This window comes from Phycisphaeraceae bacterium (assembly GCA_019636735.1).
GTDB lineage: Bacteria > Planctomycetota > Phycisphaerae > Phycisphaerales > SM1A02 > VGXK01.
The window spans coordinates 1-18,228 of the sequence record JAHBWY010000001.1 but is presented as its reverse complement, the minus strand read 5'-3'; the positions used below and the strand labels follow the sequence as shown (position 1 = coordinate 18,228).

Below are 18,228 nucleotides of genomic sequence, written 5' to 3'. Positions count from 1 at the left end.
ATGCGAGCCGAGCAGTACCTCGCTCCGGAGACGCTGGCGCAACTCGCGCCGTTCACGCTGCGCGCTCGAATGATCGTCGAGGGCGTGACGAGCGGCATGCACCGATCGCCCTATCAGGGGCTGGCGGTCGAGTTCGCCGAGCATCGTCCGTACACGCCGGGTGAGAGCCTTCGGCACCTCGACTGGAAAGTCTTCGGCCGCAGCGACAAGCTGTATGTGAAGCGCTATCAGCAGGAGACGAACCTCGATGTGATGCTGATGCTCGACTGCTCCGCGTCGATGCGCTTCGGCACGCTGGGCATGAAGAGCGGCTGGGGCGGAACCGATGCGGGGAACACCAACAATCGCTGGACGAAGTACGACTGCGCCACCGCGACGGCCGTGGCCCTGGCGTACCTCTGCCTCGCCCAGCGCGACCGCGTGGGCATGTCACTCTTCTCCGATGGGGTGAAGGCGTCGCTGCGACGCTCCGGCGTGCGCGACCAATGGCGGAAGATCGTGCAGGCGTTGGCCACGGAGCGCGTGGGTGGTCCGACAGCCATCGTGCGCACCGCCGATGAGGCGCTCGCCAAGGTGACCAATCGCTGTCTCTTCTTCGTGCTCAGCGACTTTCTCTATGCGCCGGCAGAGTTGCGCGATGCGCTCGCCCGATTCAGGCATCGCGGCCACGATGTCGTGCTGGTTGAGATCCTCGACAGGCAGGAGATTCGCTTCGAGCTCGATGACCCCACGGTCTTTGAGGGACTTGAGGATGAGAGCCGAGTGGTCGCCGATGCCCGGCTGGTCCGCCGTGCGTATCTCGAGGAGCTCGCGCGGCACCGGGGAGAGATCGAGCGGATCGTGCGCGGCTTCGGCTACGACCGTGTGTCGCTCGACAGCCATGACTCGGTCGGGCCTGCGCTCTCGGCGCTGCTCGCGAGGCGAGAGTCCTTCGAGCGTCGGAGCCGCGGCGGATGAGCGTGCTCTACCCGGGCCTTGCGCTGGCGGCACTGGCCTCGGTGGCCGTGCCCATCCTGATTCACTTGCTTCTTCGTCGGCGCAAGCGCGTCATCCAGTGGGCGGCGATGGATCTGCTGGCCCGCGCGATGCGGCGCGATCGGCGTCGGCAGCGGTTGGAGCGATGGCTGCTCCTCGCGGCTCGGTGCCTTCTGCTTGCGCTTGCCGGAGTGGCCATTGCGCAGCCGTTCATGGCATCGTCGGCAGGCGGCCCACGCATGTCGCGCACGCTCTGGCTGGTGATCGACGATGGTGTCGCTTCGGCGGAGCGCTTTCCCGATGGCGGGACGGCACTCTCGCGCAGTCGTGATGAAGCGCAGCGCGCGATCGCCGCGCTCGCTCCCGGAGATCGCGTTGGTGTCATCACCGCGGCCGAGCCGGTCCGTCGAGCCATCGATCCACCCACAGCCGATCTCCAGAGCGTCCTCTCGTTCCTTGACGGACTCACGCCGGCGTTCACCGGCAGCGATCTTCCGCAGGCGCTGCGCGAAGCGGCGCGCTCCACCGATGGCCGCGATGAAGGTCGCATGGAGATTCTTCTCCTGAGCGCGTTCCGTCGAGGGTCGCTCGACTTGGGCACGCCGCCGCCCGTCTTAGAAGGCGCGCTTCCGAGAGGGGCTCGACTGCTGGCGCTTCAACCGCCCGGGCAGGCATCGGAGAATGCATGGATCGCCGAGATCGAGGCGCTGCGCCGCGGCGATGAAGCGCTCTCCCAGCAGGAGCGCCCCATTCGACTGGCCATCGAGCGAAGCGGCACGGGGCTGGCGCGCTCGCAGCGGCGCGTGACCGCCGTCGGAGTCGGGACCTCGGCTGTCGATGCGCCCCTTGAGCGCGGGGAGCGCCGAGCGGGGGTTGACCTTCGATTGCGCCAGGATTCGATGACGCCCGAAGAGGGCGAGCTCATTTCGATCCAGCTCGACCCCGATGCGCAGCCGCGCGATGATGAGCGCTTTCTCGTCCTGCCTGTCGAACAGGCGCCGCGCGTCATGGTCGTCGATCGACGGACCTTCTCGGGTCGTGGCGACCTTGAGCGTCTCTCGGCGGGCGCGTGGATGGCCCGGGCTATCGAGCCTGGGCGCGGCGGTCGTGTGCAGGTCGACGAGATTGACCCGGGTTCACTCGACCGCACTCTCCTCGCACGAAGTGAAGTGGTCTTTCTTGCTCGGCCCGACCTGCTGATGCCCGAGGGATGGTCGCTGCTGCGCGAGTTTGTCGATCGCGGTGGCGCGCTTGTGGTGACTCCTACGACCGATGATGTGGGACAGCGCTGGGTCGAGGCCTTTCGTGGATCGTTGGCGCCGTCATGGCGACTCGACGCGGATATCGAGATGCTGACCGACCCGGCCGCCTCGCCATGGCGCTTGGCGCCGCAGCAACCGCCCTCGGCCACACTCCGCATGCTCGGATCGGAAGTGTCTCTGCTCGCCTCGGCTGTGACGGCAGAGCGGCGCATGCGGGTTGAAGTTCCCGCCACCGAGGCGGAAGTCGTGCTGCGATTTGAGGATGGTGCCCCGATGCTCGTGGCCGGCGATGGCCCCGGAGGTCGAGGGTGGATCGCGCTTCTCACCGTGGCGCCGGAGCTCTCCTGGAGTGACCTCGTGGTGCGGCCATTGATGGTGCCGCTCATGCAGGAGCTTGTGCGCCAGGGTCGTTCGCTGGCTCGACGCGAGGAAGCGGCGTTCGTCGGAACACGCGTTGCGGCGCCGCCCGGTAGCGCCACCCTTGCGCTGCGTCGGGGACCCAGCGAACTCTCGGAACGCCCGCGTGTCGGCGCTGCTGCGCAGACAGGGTCTATTCCCATTGCTGGTGATGGCCGAACTCGCGATGCCGTGGTGATTCCGGGCCTCTATGAGGCCTTTGACAGCGCTGGTCGTCGCATCGGCGCCGTGGCGGTGAATGTCGATCCGCGTCGAGCAGACATCGAGCCGAACCCGAGCGCCGGTGTCGACTCCTGGCTCCAGGCCTCGGGGTCGTGGATGGCGGTGGATGACTCCAATGACGAAGCCCAGAGTGCCGGCTCGCGTGAGCCGGCGCCGTGGAGCCTGGTGCTTCTGATCGCGGCGGCCGTCATCGCTGTGGGCGAGATGGTGCTCGGTCGGATCCTGAGCCGCTCGGTATTGCAGGAGGTGCCGTCATGAGCGCATGGCAGGCGGCACTCGACTGGCTGCTTCGGTTGCCCACCGAGAGCGATCTCTCGAACTGGCGCATCACCTTCGAGCGTCCCATGCCGGCGTGGTTGTGGCTGCTTCTGGCGGCGGCGCTCGTGTTCGGCGTGATCTGGTCATTACGCGGAGTGACACTCTCCACCCCACGCCGCGTCACGGTGGGCGCGCTGCGCTGGCTGCTACTGATGCTGCTGGCGCTCTACATGAGTGGTCCGCAGCTCACGCTGCCACGCGAGCGGACCGAGCCGGATTGGGTCCTGGTGCTCGCCGATCGCAGTCGTTCGCTGACGATTCCCGATGTCACGCTCGATGGCGAGCCAATGACGCGCGAATCACAGTTGGCGCGCGTCTTTGCCGACCACGCCGAGATCTGGCGCTCGCTGTCGACGGCGCGACGCGTGCTCTACCTCGGCTTCGACGCAGGCGTACGCGAGCTCGCGACCGATGACGAGGGTCTTCCGCAGTTGGGCGAGTCTGATGGTGTGGCCACCGAGATCGGCCCCGCGCTTTCGGGTGCCATGGAGCGGGTCGCCTCGCGCCCGGTCAGTGGAGTGATCCTTCTCTCCGATGGCCGCACGACCGCCGCGCCCGATCGAGCGCTCCTTCGACGACTTCAGGCCGAGGGAGTGCGCGTGCATGTGGTGCCGCTCGGCTCTGAGACACCGAGCGGCGACCACGCCGTTCGAGGCGTTGAAGCGCCCCAGCGCGCCTTCATCAAGGATGAGATTCCCGTCGAAGTCGATCTTGATCGCTCGCCCACGGTGGGTGGCGCCCTTCGTGTGAAGCTTGTCGATGAAGCCACCGGTCGAGTGCTCGATGCCCGCTCCTTCGACGACTCACAGATGGGCTGGCGCAGCGTCACGCTGGTGGGTCGCGCCGATGAACCGGGCGAGCGTCAGTGGCGCGTCGAGATCGAGCCCGATGGCCGCGACCTCATCGAAGAGAACAACAGTCGCACCTTCCGCGTGGAGATCGTCGATCGACCGATGCGAGTCCTCTACATCGAGGGCTATCCGCGCTGGGAGTACCGCTATCTCAAGAACCTTCTGGTTCGCGAGCGCGGCATCGAGAGCTCAGTGATGCTCCTCTCCGCCGATCGCGACTTCGCGCAGGAAGGGAACGCGCCGATCTCGCGCCTCCCGCGCAACGCCGCGGAGTTCGCGCCATTCGATCTCGTGATTCTCGGCGATGTTCCTGCGGGAGCGCTCTCCCAGACGCAGATGGAGGCGATCCGCGAGATGGTCTCCAAGCGCGGCGCCGGTCTCCTGTGGATCGCCGGCTCCCGAGCCATGCCTCGATCATGGAAGGGCAGTGGACTCGAAGAGGTGCTGCCCTTGCGAGGTTCGCTCGAACTTGAGCGTCACGACGAGGCCGTGACGATGCGGCCCACGACGCGGGCCGATCGCCTCGGGCTACTTCGGATTTCGCGCGACGCCGACGAGACCTGGCCGCCCGAACTCGCTTCTGCGGCATCGGGATGGTCGCGTCTCGAGTGGGCACAGCGCATTCAAGGATCAGATCTCAAGCCGACCGCGGAGGTCATCGCGGAGACGGCATCGGGTGATGGCGGTGTTGCCATGCCGCTGCTTGTTTCGATGCGCTACGGCGCTGGCCAGGCGATGTACCTGGCCACCGATGAGACTTGGCGCTGGCGCTACGGGCGAGGCGAGACTCTGCCCGAGCGATTCTGGCTTCAGCTTCTTCGTCACCTCGCGCGCGCGTCGATCGACGGAAGCAGCCAAGGGGCCATCCTCTCGGTCGAACCGAGGCGGGTCGAGGTGGGCGATCCCGTCAGGATCGAGGTGACGCAACTCGATTTGACGCGTCGCAGCGGCGCAACGACCATCGAACTTCAGACAGTCGATCCCGACACGCTTCTGCCCACCGACCCATCGCGCGAGCCGGTCACGATGGAACTCACCCCGATCGTCGACGCGCCTGATCGCTCTGCGACGACCTACTTCCCAGATCGACCGGGAACCTATCGGATCACGGTTTCGGGCGATCCATCAGTTCAACCCCGCGAATTGGAAGTGGTGCGCCGCGACCTCGAACTGGCTCAGCCTGAGACGGATCATGCTCTTTTGAGCCAGATTGCGGAAGCCACGGGGGGCGAGGTCCTCACGCGGAGGGAGATCCCCCTGCTCTCCGGACCCGAACTGCTTCCAAATCGGGCGGTGACGGTTGAACATCCATTGACACAACCCCTGTGGGACACCCCCCTCGCCCTCATCCTGCTCATTGTGATTCCAGCCATCGAATGGAGTGTCCGAAGATGGTCGAGGCTAGCCTGACGAGGGGCGAGCCCATTTCGGTGAGCCCACCCTACGGAGGATTGATCCGCCCGTGACCACCCTTGTCCGGCGACTGGAGCGCCTTCGCCGCCGCGCCCGAGCGGTGCTGGTCATCGAGCGCACGGCGGTCCTGCTGGCGTTCGCGCTCGCCGTGCTGGGGTCGTGGATTCTCCTTGACGCGCTCGCGCGATTTCCTCTCGCCATCCGACTCGCGGCGCTCTTCGTGGGTGCCGGCTCTCTGACGCTGCTGGTGCTGCGCTGGTGGTGGCCTGCGGTTCGATTCAATCCCCCGCTGACCGAGCTTGCGCTGCGGCTTGAGCGCCATCACCCTGAACTGGCGGGCGACCTCGCCTCGAGCATCGATTTCCAGCAGCGCTCGACCTCGGGAGCACTTGAATCACGAACGATCTCCCGCACGGAGTCGGCCGCTGGGCGCGCTCGGTTCGAGAGCGCGCTTCGACGCGATCGCCTGCTTCGCGCGGTGGTGGGGCTCTTCTTCGCGGTTGCGGTTGGTGCCGCGCTGGTGCTCGCCGATCCCAACTCGGCAGGCATCGGTCTTCGGCGCGCTCTCCTTCCATGGAGCGGCGCCGAGTGGCCCGCGCGGACGATGGTGGCCTCGCTCATGGAGGGCGTCACCCATCTGCCGCGCGGAGACGCCGTGCTCCTTCGCGCAGAAGCGGTGCGCGGCGATCCTTCGCGCATGCGACCGTTCGTGCGCTACCGACTGGTGCGTGAGGGTCGGCCGGGTCCGTGGCGCGAAGCGGCGCTTGCACGGCAGCAGGGCGGCATCTTCGAGCGACCGATTGACGCCGAGGCGGAGGCGATCGAGTTCGCCTTCGGCACGGCCGATGCGATGACCGCCGCCGCCACGATCGAGCTGGTTCCGCCGCCAGCCGTGCGTCAGGCGATCGTGACGGCGACACCGCCCGAGTATGCGGCGCCCTTCATCGAAAGTCGCCGCGCCGAACTCGGGAGCGGCACCGATGCTCGCGCCGTTCTGGCGACACCGATCCTTTCGGGAAGCACGGTGGAGATCGACTTCGAACTCACTCGGCCCGTGCCTGTGCCCGCCGAACCCGAGGCGCGATCGGCATGGGCGCGGGCGACTTTTGGTTCGGAGCTTCCCGAGGGGATCGAGATCATCACGCCAGGTGATGGCGCCTCGGGCGACGCTGCGACACCTCGTGCAGGAAGTGATGCGCACCGTGCGGCGCCACTCGAAGGTCGTGTGCAGCTTCGTGCCCAGCTTCGTGACGATCTCACGCTGCCGGTCATGCTTCGGGATCAGCATGGCATTGCGAGCGTGGACAATGCGCGATACCGCATCGGCGTGGTGCCCGACCGGGCGCCAAGCGCGTCGGTGACGCAACCTTCGGCTGACGAAGTGGTCCTACCCACGGCCACCATTCGCCTCGTCGCCGAGGCGCATGACGATGTCGCCTTGGTGGACCTCGCGCTGCGTGTGGAGCGGGCTGGTGCCGATCCGCGCGAGGAGCAGCGTCGCATCGGAGCCGACCACGGCTCCGTCGAGTGGACCACGACCCCGGAGTCGCTTGGCGCAGGTCCGGGTGAGACGCTGCTCGTCTTCGCCGTGGCCAGCGACGGCTACGAGCTGAATGGTGAGCGCCGGCTGCCGACCGTGTCACCGCCACGGCGTATTCGCATCGTCGGTGAAGAGGAGTTCACTCGACAGCTCCGGGCGCAGCTTGCGTCGGTTCGGCAGTCGGCGATGCGCGCGGAAGCCACGCAGCGCGACCTCATTCAGGCGGGACAGGAGCAGGGTGAACAGCGTTCACCCGCATCAGATCAGGCGCGTCGGCAGGCGCAGCTCTCTGACCGGGTGCGCACGATGCGCGATGCGGTCGCGGCGCTCGAGAGCCGCGCAAGAGCCGGAGGCTTGGAGCGCGAAGCACTCGGGGAGATCATGCGTCAGGCGCAGGACCTTCTTGATGCGGCGGGCGAAGCAAGCGCCGAGGCATCGGCCCAGCTCGGAGCGCAGGCTGCCGCTGAGGCTGAGGCGGCACGAGCGCAGGAGCGGGCGGCGCAGGCGGGCCCGGGCGAGAGCGACGCGGCCCAGGCCGCGGCTGAGGCTGCAGCCCAGGCGCTCGCGGAAGCGGAGGCCCGTGCCGATGCGGCACAGGCTTCGCAGGAGGATGTCCGGGCCGAACTCGAGGATCTCGTGCGGCTTCTCGACCGAGACGAGGATGCATGGGTCGCCACTCGCCGCATCGAGCGCCTGGTCCAGGATGTCGAGCGACTGCTCGAAGAGACCCGTCGCGTGGGTGAGCGCACCGTGGGGCGACCGCTCGAGTCACTCTCCGCAGAGGAGCGCATCGAGATCGAGCGCCTTGCGGGGCGCGACCGGGTGGCCGCGGACCAGGCCCGCGAGACCCTCGACGAGCTGCGAGATCGTGCGGAGCGCCTTGCACAAGCGGATCGATCGCGGGCGGCGGGAATGCAGGAAGCCGCGCGACGCGGCGAGGAGCGCAATCTCGCGCGGCGTCTCGATGAGGCCGCTGAACAGGCGGCGCAGAATCAGCCGACGAACTCGGAGCAGTCGCTGCGCGAAGCGCTTGAAGCCGCGCAGAGCATGAGAGAGGCGATCCAGGATGACCGGCGTTCGCGCGTCGAGGAACTCCGTCGGCGCCTCGCATCGCTCGAAGAGAGTGTCCGACGCCTGGTCACACAGGCTGACGCCGGACTTGCGGGCCTTCGCGGGCTTCCCGCCGAGCCATTGGGGAGTGAGATCGCTTCGGTCGCCTCGCGGGTCGTGACGCTCGACCGGAACATCGGCGCGGTCACCGATGAGGCCAGAGCCGGTGGTGGCGCTGAGCGCGTCGCTCGACTCCTCGACCGCGCGGGTGAGCGCAGCGCGACGGCAGCAGCGAGGCTTCGCGTCGATCCCGCCGATCTGGTTGGCGGCGACGATGCGTTGGCTCGATCACGCGGACTTCTCGCCGAGGCGCTCGATGTGATTCGTGAGCAGCGTCGGCAGGCTGAAGCGCAGCAGTCCGAGGAGCGACGCCGAGAACTCGCCGCGACCTTGCGAGCGCTCTCCGAGCGCCAGGCTGGAGTTCGGAGCGCATCAGAGCCGCTGGTCGGCGCCGCGGCGGGTGATCGCAGGCGACTGGTCGAGAGCCGTCGACTGGGCGTTGAACAGGAGCTGATCCGGAGCGCGGTGGCCGACCTTCGACGCGATCACGAGGAAATCGCGGCAAGCGAACTGTTCGAGTCGGCGTGCGCACGCCTGGATGAGTGGATGCGCCGGAGTGCTGAGCATCTCACCCAGGTCACAGTCTCGGAACGCACACTCATGGATCAGTCCCTTGCCGCGGAAACATTGGCCATGATGGGCCAGGCGCTGGCTGATCCGAGTGCTTCGGATGACCCCTTCGCGGAGGCGATGGCCGAGGCTGGTGAGCAGGGCGGCGCCGGCGGCGCGGGAGGCGAAGGCGCTCCGCAGATTCCGCCGATCGCCGAGCTTCGATTGCTGCGCGAGACCCAGGCGCAACTGTCGCGGCGGACGCGGATGGTGGATGAGATCGTCGTCGTGCCCGCCGAGCGCACCGAGGCGCTTCGCGAGTTGGCCCTTCTTCAACAGCAGTTGCTTGAACAGGGCGAGGCGTGGGCGGAACGATTGAGGCAGCAGGGTGGCGGCGCGGAGAATCGAAACGCACCGGAGGGCGAAGGGCCCGGCGAGCGAGGTGACCATGAACCGCAGTGAACATCGAGCCGAGTCATCTGCCGCCAGCATCAGGTCGATCGACCGTGAGTGCCGCGCGGCGAGTGTCGGGAGCAACCGACATGGATGGGCGCGCACGCAGGTGCGCGTGATGTTCGTCGCGTCATCGATCCTGATCACTTCAGCCACTGGTGTTGCCGATGACTCCCCTTCTCCGGCGGCGCCTTCACCACCTTCGCAGGCCGCGCCTCGGCCCGCCGCTCCACCAACGCTTGACGACCTTCTGGGCATCACACCGCCCGGAGGCGGTGCGGGACAACCGGCGCCATCAGAGGCGCCGGGAAGTGACCGCGTCCCGAAGCCTCCGCGCGAGGGTGCGCGGCGCGAACGCCTGGATCGTGCACTGCGCGAGGAGGAACTGAAGGACACCTTCGAGGAGGCCGTCGCCTCGATGCGGGGCTCCATGGAGCGCCTCGGCGTGCATCAGGACCCAGGGATCGAGACGCAGCGAATGCAGGAGGATGCGGTGCGTCGCCTCGATGCGCTCATTGACGCGGCGAGGCGAATGCGCCAGCAACAGCAGCAGCAATCGCAGTCGCAGCGGGATCAGCAGCAGCAACAGCAGCAGCAACAGGATCAGGCGGAGCAGGAGCAGCAACAGGCCGCGTCTCGTCCCTCGGAGCGGCGTCAGGATGCGGCCGCTCGTCGCGAGGCGCGACAGAACGCCGGTCGCGAGGGTGAAGCTGAGCCACCTGAGCTCCAGGAAGGCGCGCTCAACGAAGTGATGGAAGAGGGCCGTGTCGAATGGGGATCACTGCCTCCGCGCATTCGAGACCTGGTGCAACAGGGCCGGCGCGATCGAGTGTCCAGCCTCTATCTGCGGCTGACCGAGGAGTATTACCGTCGCATGGCGGAAGAGGCCTCGCGATGATCATGTGTTCACTGTGGCCACTCCTCACTCGCTCGCGCGGAGCGCTCCTCCACGGCAGCGCGCTCCTCGCGCTTGTGCTCGTGACCTCCGTGGTCCTCGCCCGAGAGGATGCGCGAGCCGATCCTCAGGAGGCTCCACGAGCGCCCGAGGTCCCGGCCACGGATGAGCCGATCGAACGCGCCGAATCGAGCGCTCAGAACAACCCGACGGCTGGAGAAACGAACGCCGCGTGGAGTGATTCCGTCGAGCGCGGGCTTCGCTATCTCGCCTCCATCCAGAACAGCGACGGAACTTTCGGGCGAGGGCGCTACTCGCGCAATGTCGCGGTGGTGGCGCTCTCCGGCTTGGCCTTCATGGCCGACGGCAATCTTCCCGATCGCGGTCGCTATGGCGAAGTGGTGCGTCGTGCGCTCGACTTCATTCTTGCGTCGAGCACCGAGACGGGGCTGATCGTCGCCGAGGGATCTCACGGTCCAATGTATGGCCACGGCTTCGCGGCGCTCTTTCTGGGCGAGATCTACGGCATGAATCCCGACGACGAGCGCGTGCGCGACGCGCTCGTGCGGGCCGTGCAGCTCATTCAGAACAGCCAGAACAACGAGGGTGGATGGCGATATAACCCGGTGCCCAACGATGCGGATGTGAGCGTCACGATCTGCGAGATCATGGCCCTGCGAAGCGCTCGAAACGCAGGCATCAAGGTCTCGCGCGAGACGATCGATCGCGCCGTGCAGTATGTGCGCGATTGCCAGAACCCCGACGGTGGCTTCCGATACATGCTACAGCCCGGACAGAGCGCCTGGCCGCGAAGCGCCGCAGGGGTGGCGAGCCTCTACTACGCCGGCATCTACCAGGATGACGCCATTGATCGCGGGCTCGACTATCTGGTGCGCAGCGCCTTCCCCGATGGAGGTGGCCCCGGCGCTCAGACGCACTACTTCTACGGGCACTATTACGCCGTGCAAGCGATGTACATGGCAGGCAGCGAACGCTGGGCACGGTGGTGGCCGGCGATCCGGGATGAGATCGTGATGCGACAGGACGACAGCGGTTCGTGGTCTGACTTCTCCTTTGGTCCGGCTTACTCCACCTCGATGGCGCTCATCATTCTCCAGATGCCGAAGCGCTATCTGCCGATCTTCCAGAAGTGAACCGCACAAGCACGCATCGAATGTGGATGGACCGGGTGTGCCGATCGGCGCGGCGCGGTGCGGGGTTGTGCGGCGCTGGTGTGATCGCGCTCGCATGCATGCTGGCGTCCGGGTTTGCAGGTGTCGGCACTGCGTCGGCGACGCCTCAGGGTGCTCCGCCCGAAGTTGAGACGCGCGACGACGATCTCCCGCTCGACGATCGGCTCATGGTCGAGGTGATCGACGGCTCGGGTCAGCAGATCGAGGGCTTGCTCGAGTCCATCGACGACGACGCGGTGACCCTGCGGCTCGGCGACGGCTCCATGCGGAGCCTGCCCTGGGCGTCGGTGGTTGGCGTGATCACCGGTGCTCCGCTTGATCGAGACACGATTCCCGGGTTCGCCACGGTGAGGATGGCCACGGGCGAGCGACTTCCCGGGCGACTCGAGGCCAACGCCTCGGGCGTTCGACTGCTCCATCGCTGGCTTGGAGCCGTCGATCTTCGCGCGGACTCGATGCAGTGGCTGTCGCTTGATGGTGGTCCCGCGGTCACCGCGCGTCCTGACGCTGACTCAGTGCGGCTGCGCACCGGTGATCGACTCGATGGCTTCGTCTCACAGATCGCCGACCCGATCGCCATCGAAGCGCTGGCGGGTGGCGCGGTGACACGACTGCCGATCGAGAGCGTGCAATCGATCGCCTTCGTCAGTGGTGCGCCCGATCGCAAGCCTGGCGCGCGCCGCATCTGGTTCAACGAGGGCACGACGCTCGATGCAACGGGTCTCGCGCTCAAGGGCGATCGCCTGCTGATCGATGGCGTCGCCGCTGCGAACGGCAAGCGACTCGACATTCCTTTGCGTCGCTTGGCTGGAATCTCGGGCGACCTTCAGGGAGAGGCGCTGGTTCATCGACCGATGAAGGCTGTCGAGAGTGAACAGAGCTCGGTGCTTCGTTACGCGATGACTCCGCCCGACTTCATCACCTGGCGCGGCGAGCGCGTGGCGTTGGACACGGGCATGCCCCCCTCGGCCGATGAGATTGACGCGTGGGTTCTCGGCGTTCCCGCGGTCGGCTTCGATGGACCGGCGACCTTGCGCGTGGAAGTGAGTCGACCGTCGATCCTCTCGCTGCGGCTCAACCTGCCGAGGGATCGCGCGAGCCTCGGCGACTTCGAGCTGATCGTCCGCAATGGAGATCGGGAGCTCTCTCGGCAGCGCTTCAACCGTCTCTCGCGCACCGTTGCGGTGGTGGCGCCAGTCGACCCCCCCGCCGTGGAGTTCGAGATCATCGACACGGGAGGTGGCGCCATTCAGGATGGAGTCATGATGGAGCGAGCCATGCTGCTGCCTCGCACGGCGCCATCACCCAGCGACCCGCCGAGAAGCGCTCCATCCGCCAGCCCCTGACGGGATCGTGCGTCCATCGTCGTGCGCCGGGTTGCTCGCTTGGGCCACAGGCCGCTCCGAGAATGCGATCAAGTGCACCGTCCTCGGCGCGCAGTTGAAGTGTGCTGTCGCCCGTCGCGCCAGGGACTGCCGAGAGGACGAGCCCGGGTGTGATGACCATCTCGCTCGGCACCCGCAGCACTTCGAGCGGGACGCCCTCCTGCTCGAACCACCGAAGGAGACGCCACGGAATGGAGCGGCTCGGAGCGGCGAGAAGCGCATCGGCCACGGCCACGCGTCGGACGCGCGCCGCCTTCATCACTTCGGGCACACCGCTGAGAGCGGTCACGGCACGGCGCGAGACCACCAGAAGATCGACACGATCAATCCCCATGGCGGCGAGCGCCGGAACAATGCGGCGTGATCCCGCCGAACTCGACTCCGCGCCAGCATCGAAGACGAGGGTCACTCCGCGATGGCGCACCACCACGCACCGACCAGTCCCGAGATCGAGCGCGACGACCTGCGTGTCACCGCGCGGATGGTGCCACCACGGCCGGCCTGCGAGCATCATCCACGCAAGCACGAGCGCCGCCAGCAGTGAGATGCGACACGGCGGTGCCATTCGACCACTTCGGTTGATCGCAAGTGACCCGAGGAACGGGAGCGCCATCATCGTGATGACCCACCACGCAGGTTGAAGGGCGCGCTGGACACAGGCGCCCGGCAGCGTGGCCATCCACTCGACCGCGCCAAGGAAGCAGGCCGCGCTCCACGCAGTGAGAACTCCTGGGATCAGCGCCACTGCTGGCAGGAGGCACCCCACGATCGCGGCGGACATGCCGACGATGGTGATGAAGGACGCAAGTGGCGCAAGGAGCACCGAGCCGGGAATCGCCCAGAAACTCGCATGACCGAAGTGATGGAGAGTGAGTGGAGTTGCCACGAGCCATGCGGCGATGGCTGCGGCCAGCGGGCGTGCCGCGATCCGCGCCGCGACCACGCGGCGGTACGCATCGGGGTGGGGCGTCGAACGCGCGTTCTGGCGCCGTGGAGGGAGCGCCTTCCAGCGGTGCATCCACCACGCTCGCGGCGCAAGAAGCGCCTCTGCGCAGCCTTGCAGGAGCCGAGCCAGTGGAGCGGCAACGGTCAGTAGCGCAGCAACGGTGGCGAAGCTGAGCTGAAATGAGGCCTCCATGACCGCGAGGGGATCAATGAGCAGGACAACACTCACCACGAGCGCCAGGATGCTCAGCGCCGACCAGCGGCGATCGAGCATCATGGCGCCTCCCGTCAACACACCGCAGAGACCCGCGCGGATCACGGAGATATGCGCGTCGAGCACGATGAGGAACGCGAGTGACGCGGCCAGCAGGGCAACGCCACAGAGGCGCGGCGAAGCGCCAAGCGAGCGCGCCACCATCAGCACCCCCGCCGCCATCACCGCGAGATGAAACCCCGAGATCACGATGAAGTGGCTCATGCCCGTTCGAGCAAAGAGCGATCGAATGGAAGTGGTCGCCTCCCCCCGAACTCCAAGCGTCATGGCCAGCACGAGATCGCGCGAGAGCGGATCTGCACTACCCCGCAGCGAATCGCGAAGTTGCGATGCAAGCGTTGACCGAAGTCGATCGCCCCACGATCGTGCAAAGGGCGGGTCGATTCGCTCGATCAGCGCCGAGTGGTCCACTCTCAGGAGGCCGGAAACCCCCTGTCGCTCACGCCATGAGCGTGTGTCGAAGCCGCCCGGGTTTCGCGCGTCCGGATCAGGAGTCAGCCATCCGCGCACGCGCAGACCATGTCCTGGTTCGACTGGGAACGGAAGAGAAGTGCACTGGACCTGCACTCGGCGAAGACCGGATGTTCCGCAGGCGAGAAGAAAGGCGGTGCGTTGCGAACCCCATCCCCGCGAAGAGGCAAGAAGATCGGTCGCGCGCGAGGTCGCCGGCGCCCTTCCTTGCGTGATCGGCTCACTGAGCACCACTCCCTCGACCGAGACCAGTGTGGCCGAGCGTGGTGTGAGCGAATCGGGATCGAGCGCCGATCGATAGGCGCCATGCATTGATCCATTCACGAATCCGAGAAGGAGCGCCATCATCAGCACGGTTGCGCATTGCATCATGGTCACGCCGTGCCGAGGATCTTCTCGGGGTTCAGGGAGCCCGTATGACGCGATCAGAGCGAGTGCCATCAGCGCGGCCAAGGCGATGAGCGCGCCATCGATCAGCAGATCGTGAATGCGCCAAGCCGCTCCGGGACTGTGGGCGAGGTGACGAAGGAGCGCCTGCTCCCATGCCGCTTCAGTCAGGGTGACTCCGGCAAGAGTCCCCATCACCATTCCCATGGCCCACCACGGGAGGAGCCCATGCTTCAGAAGCCCCCGCGTCATGAAGCCAAGCTAGACCGCTAACGGCGCGCAGAAGGCAGGAAGGCCGCGAATTCCGCACGCGATCGCGTGTCCATCGACCACGAGGACCTCGTTGTCTTGACCGGGTCGTAGACACATCGAGCACCGCTGCCTTACGACTCGTAGACGGGGAAGGCGCCAGCAGGGCTGGCCGTCGGCGTCTCGCGTGATCTCTGCGGCCGGTCTCTGTTGCAGCCGGCCTCGAAGTAGAGGGAACCGGACAGAATGCGAAATGTCGCGCGCCAGTTTCATCGGTCGGACCGCTCATTCGGTCGCCACCGTGCTGTGGGGATCGATTGGGAGATCCTGACTGTGGGCTTGTTCTTCTTGCGGAGACCGCCGATTACTCCACTCAACTCAATCGCACTTCACGCGGACATTTCGGGGAGCCGGACAAGCGCATCTTTCGGAGGAACGCGACCTGAGTGAGTTGATCTCCGTACTCGGGATTGGCGTCCGTCTCAATCGCGACCTCACAACTTCACGCGCTCGTACACCGGACTGCACTAACACGATGGACGGCCAGCCAATCGGTGCGCGTATGTGGCTCAAGAAGCTCGAAGAGCCGGAGCGACACGCACAATCCACAGAATTCAAAGATCTCGTTTCGCCTTAGCCATTCCGTACTAGCTGTCTGATGCTTGAACTGACGCAATAGCGGCGGTTCAGCCTCCCTGTGGTCGATTGACTCCGCTATCTCAAGGTCAAGTACCTCCCCATCCTGTCGATCTCGGCTGCAAGCGATCGAGGGGATTAGAAGCTCATAGTATTTCGGTGCGCCGACTCGAAGCGCTGGAACATCCCGCTTGGCGATAATCTCGGCTTGATCGCTGAAGAACCAGACCGGAGCCGTGGCAAGATCGCCCCGAGGTTCAACCGGAACATCGACAAGCGCCTCCGTGATCGTCTCTCGAGCGTCCACGGCCGCGACCTCCTGCATTGATGCAAGCACATCTTCACGCAGCAGCGGCCACGCGCCATGGAAGATTATGCCGGGACATGCTCTGCCAGTTCGCCGTAGTCGGAGGCGACCTGGGGATTCCCACCAGTCCGTCATGGTCGAGGTGCCTTCGCGTAAGCAGAGTACATCCGTGAAATACACATGCTCTTGGAGGTTCCTCCAACCCAGTGCGTTTAGCGTCATGCGCTCCCGCTCTTCCGAGGTTGGGAAACGAGAACGCGAGATACATCGCAGTTCGATCTGTGGTGCGCCCATCACATTAGCACTCCTTGTGTCTCGAGGCTGCTTCGGCACGGAGGGTGCAATCAGTCTCTGTGCCCGCCACGGAACCGGAGGAGCTCCTCGAACGGATCCTCATTAGGGCGCAGATTTCCATTGATCGACTCGTCAGAGTCCTCCCACACTTGGTTTCGCACCTGCTCCCACCGCTCGTATCGCTCCTGCGAATCTGCCTCTAGGAACTCCTTTACCTCAATTCCGATCGCGAGTGTATCCGCTCCCGCGGGATCGCGCTCGAGCCACCGGCCGAGCACGGTGTCGTAGGTGCGGAACCTCACCAGGTACTGCTGGGTGACGCGGTTGAACACATACCCGCTCCAGCCGACGGAACTGTCGGGGCCGCCGCTTGAACTAATCGAGATGTCGCCGACAGGCAGCGCGCTGGCCGAGCGGTTCGCAAGCGTCGAGTCGAGCGAATTGATCACGCCGTTGCGGTCGAGATCGGCCTCTGCACGATAAGAGCCTGATGAGATCGAAATCGAGAGCAGGCCATTACTGGTGATGGCGCGCGCGCGCTCGCGCGATGCGCGGCGCGTTCACCACCGGCGCACGCTCGAACAGTGTTGCTCGCGCTGTCCGCTCCCAACCTCCCCGGTTGGTCGCGCTACAGGGAGACCAACCCCGTCATAACCCGTGCACGAGTCTCGAGTAGAGACTCAGGGACTTTGGCCCGAATCGGCGCTCCGTCGCGCCGCGAGGCCACCCGGCTGGTGATGACCACGGGGCGACCAGAGACACCCCGCCCGGCCGCCAACCCCCCGAAACCCTGCGGAGAAAGCAGAAACGCCGCCGAGGTCTCTCGGCGGCGTTTCGTCTGAACCGGTGGGCCGGTCCACTTTGCAGCCGGCCTCGAAGTAGAGCGTGTCGGACGGTCTTCGAACTCGGGCGAAGGCGAAACAGAGACACGGAGCGGAGGGTCATAACCGGGGGAGTTGCAACACGGGCCCCCTCGAGCGTGAATCAACCCGAGGGAGCCCGAATCAAACCTCACAACGGCCTCACCATCCCTCAAGCAGACTCAGGACGCCCTTTCTGGCCTCCGGGCTGAGCTCCATCAGGATTTCAACCAAATCCTCGATCGTCGATGCCCCGAGGAGCTCCATCAGGTCCGAAGGCACAAGCCCAGTTCCGCCCAAGCTCAACATCCTTGCCTCCTCGTCCTCGGCATCGCCCGGGCAGGATCCCCAGGCTCCAAGCAAGGTGCCGAGATCGGCACCGTCCACTGTCCCGTCGCCGTTGAGATCTGCTTCGCAACCCGGGCAGGCTCCCCAACTGCCAAGCAGTGTTCCGAGATCAGCGCCATTCACGACCCCATCGTCGTTGAGATCGGCGAGGCACGGAGGACCCTCGTAGGCGCCCATATCCACTTCGGATCCACGCACTCGCCTCAGTAGGTCCAAGTCGAGCGGGTGGAGCTCCTCGTCATTAGCGTTGTCGTTGACATCCTCGATATCGGTCAGGCGAATCAAGCGATCCCCCGCGTTGATGGCCGGTGAGAAACGCCGAAGCCTGAGATCCCGCGTCGCCTCATTCACAAATCGCGGATCGTCGTTGATGTTGCCCGATCCCGCGGGCACGCTGGACGCCTGCACGCAGTTGTATTCGGAGGTCAGGGTCACATTGTAACTCAAGGGCCACGCGTACTGCCGCTCAAGATCGCCAGGGGGATCTGCGCTTGTGTTGCCCCAGAGCACGCTGTTCGAGATCGTGAGCACAGCCTCCCAATGCTGCACGCTACCGAGTCGACCCACCATGATTGCGCCACCGGATCCGCTTCCTGCATCGTTTGCATAGAAAGTGCAGCCGGACACATTCGCGCCGCGCTCGGCGAGAATCGCTCCGCCGCCGGGGAAGACGCTTGCGTTGTCCGCGAAGAGGCAATTGCTCAATCGAAGTTGCTGCGTATCGACCTCTGCGATGAGATCGGGCCTGTGTGCGATTGCGCCACCTCCGCCCGACGCAAATCCGTAGTTCTTGTTCGTATTGCCATGAAACTCG

Annotated in this window: 10 protein-coding genes; 7 read left to right on the top strand and 3 right to left on the bottom strand. The window is 65.9% G+C overall.

Annotated elements, in window-relative coordinates; translation table 11 throughout:
* Genes KF724_00050 through KF724_00020 form a run of 7 tightly spaced genes read left to right on the top strand, consistent with a single transcriptional unit; the run spans nt 1 to nt 12,604 of the window.
* Nucleotides 1-957 carry a DUF58 domain-containing protein gene (locus tag KF724_00050; GenBank protein MBX3354070.1) on the top strand — a complete coding sequence of 319 codons (957 nt, stop codon included), beginning with the start codon at nt 1-3 and terminating at the stop codon, nt 955-957.
* On the top strand, nt 954-3,134 hold the full coding sequence (locus KF724_00045; GenBank protein ID MBX3354069.1) for a VWA domain-containing protein: 2,181 nt from the start codon (nt 954-956) through the stop codon (nt 3,132-3,134). The genes KF724_00050 and KF724_00045 overlap by 4 nt, the downstream gene beginning before the upstream one ends.
* Nucleotides 3,131-5,455 (top strand): hypothetical protein, encoded by a 2,325-nt coding sequence (locus tag KF724_00040; GenBank protein MBX3354068.1) that lies wholly within the window; start codon nt 3,131-3,133, stop codon nt 5,453-5,455. Before KF724_00045 ends, KF724_00040 begins: the two co-directional genes overlap by 4 nt.
* 52 nt (nt 5,456-5,507) lie before the next feature.
* Nucleotides 5,508-9,179 carry a hypothetical protein gene (locus KF724_00035; GenBank protein MBX3354067.1) on the top strand — a complete coding sequence of 1,224 codons (3,672 nt, stop codon included), beginning with the start codon at nt 5,508-5,510 and terminating at the stop codon, nt 9,177-9,179.
* Complete coding sequence (locus tag KF724_00030) at nt 9,166-10,068, top strand: hypothetical protein (protein MBX3354066.1); 903 nt, start codon at nt 9,166-9,168, stop codon at nt 10,066-10,068. The genes KF724_00035 and KF724_00030 overlap by 14 nt, the downstream gene beginning before the upstream one ends.
* Nucleotides 10,069-10,070: 2 nt before the next feature.
* Complete coding sequence (locus tag KF724_00025) at nt 10,071-11,219, top strand: terpene cyclase/mutase family protein (protein MBX3354065.1); 1,149 nt, start codon at nt 10,071-10,073, stop codon at nt 11,217-11,219.
* Nucleotides 11,216-12,604, top strand: coding sequence for a hypothetical protein (locus KF724_00020; GenBank protein ID MBX3354064.1), 1,389 nt, complete (start codon nt 11,216-11,218; stop codon nt 12,602-12,604). The genes KF724_00025 and KF724_00020 overlap by 4 nt, the downstream gene beginning before the upstream one ends.
* On the opposite strand, the gene KF724_00015 is transcribed toward KF724_00020, so the two are convergent.
* The 3 genes from KF724_00015 to KF724_00005 all read right to left on the bottom strand — a co-directional run.
* Nucleotides 12,519-14,972 (bottom strand): ComEC/Rec2 family competence protein, encoded by a 2,454-nt coding sequence (locus KF724_00015; GenBank protein MBX3354063.1) that lies wholly within the window; start codon nt 14,970-14,972, stop codon nt 12,519-12,521. The genes KF724_00020 and KF724_00015 overlap by 86 nt on opposite strands.
* Nucleotides 14,973-16,256: 1,284 nt before the next feature.
* Nucleotides 16,257-16,655: a hypothetical protein gene (locus KF724_00010; GenBank protein ID MBX3354062.1), complete on the bottom strand. Its 399-nt coding sequence runs from the start codon at nt 16,653-16,655 to the stop codon at nt 16,257-16,259.
* A gap of 573 nt (nt 16,656-17,228) precedes the next feature.
* Nucleotides 17,229-18,228: hypothetical protein (locus tag KF724_00005; GenBank protein ID MBX3354061.1), on the bottom strand; the 1,000-nt coding region annotated here is incomplete at its 5' end.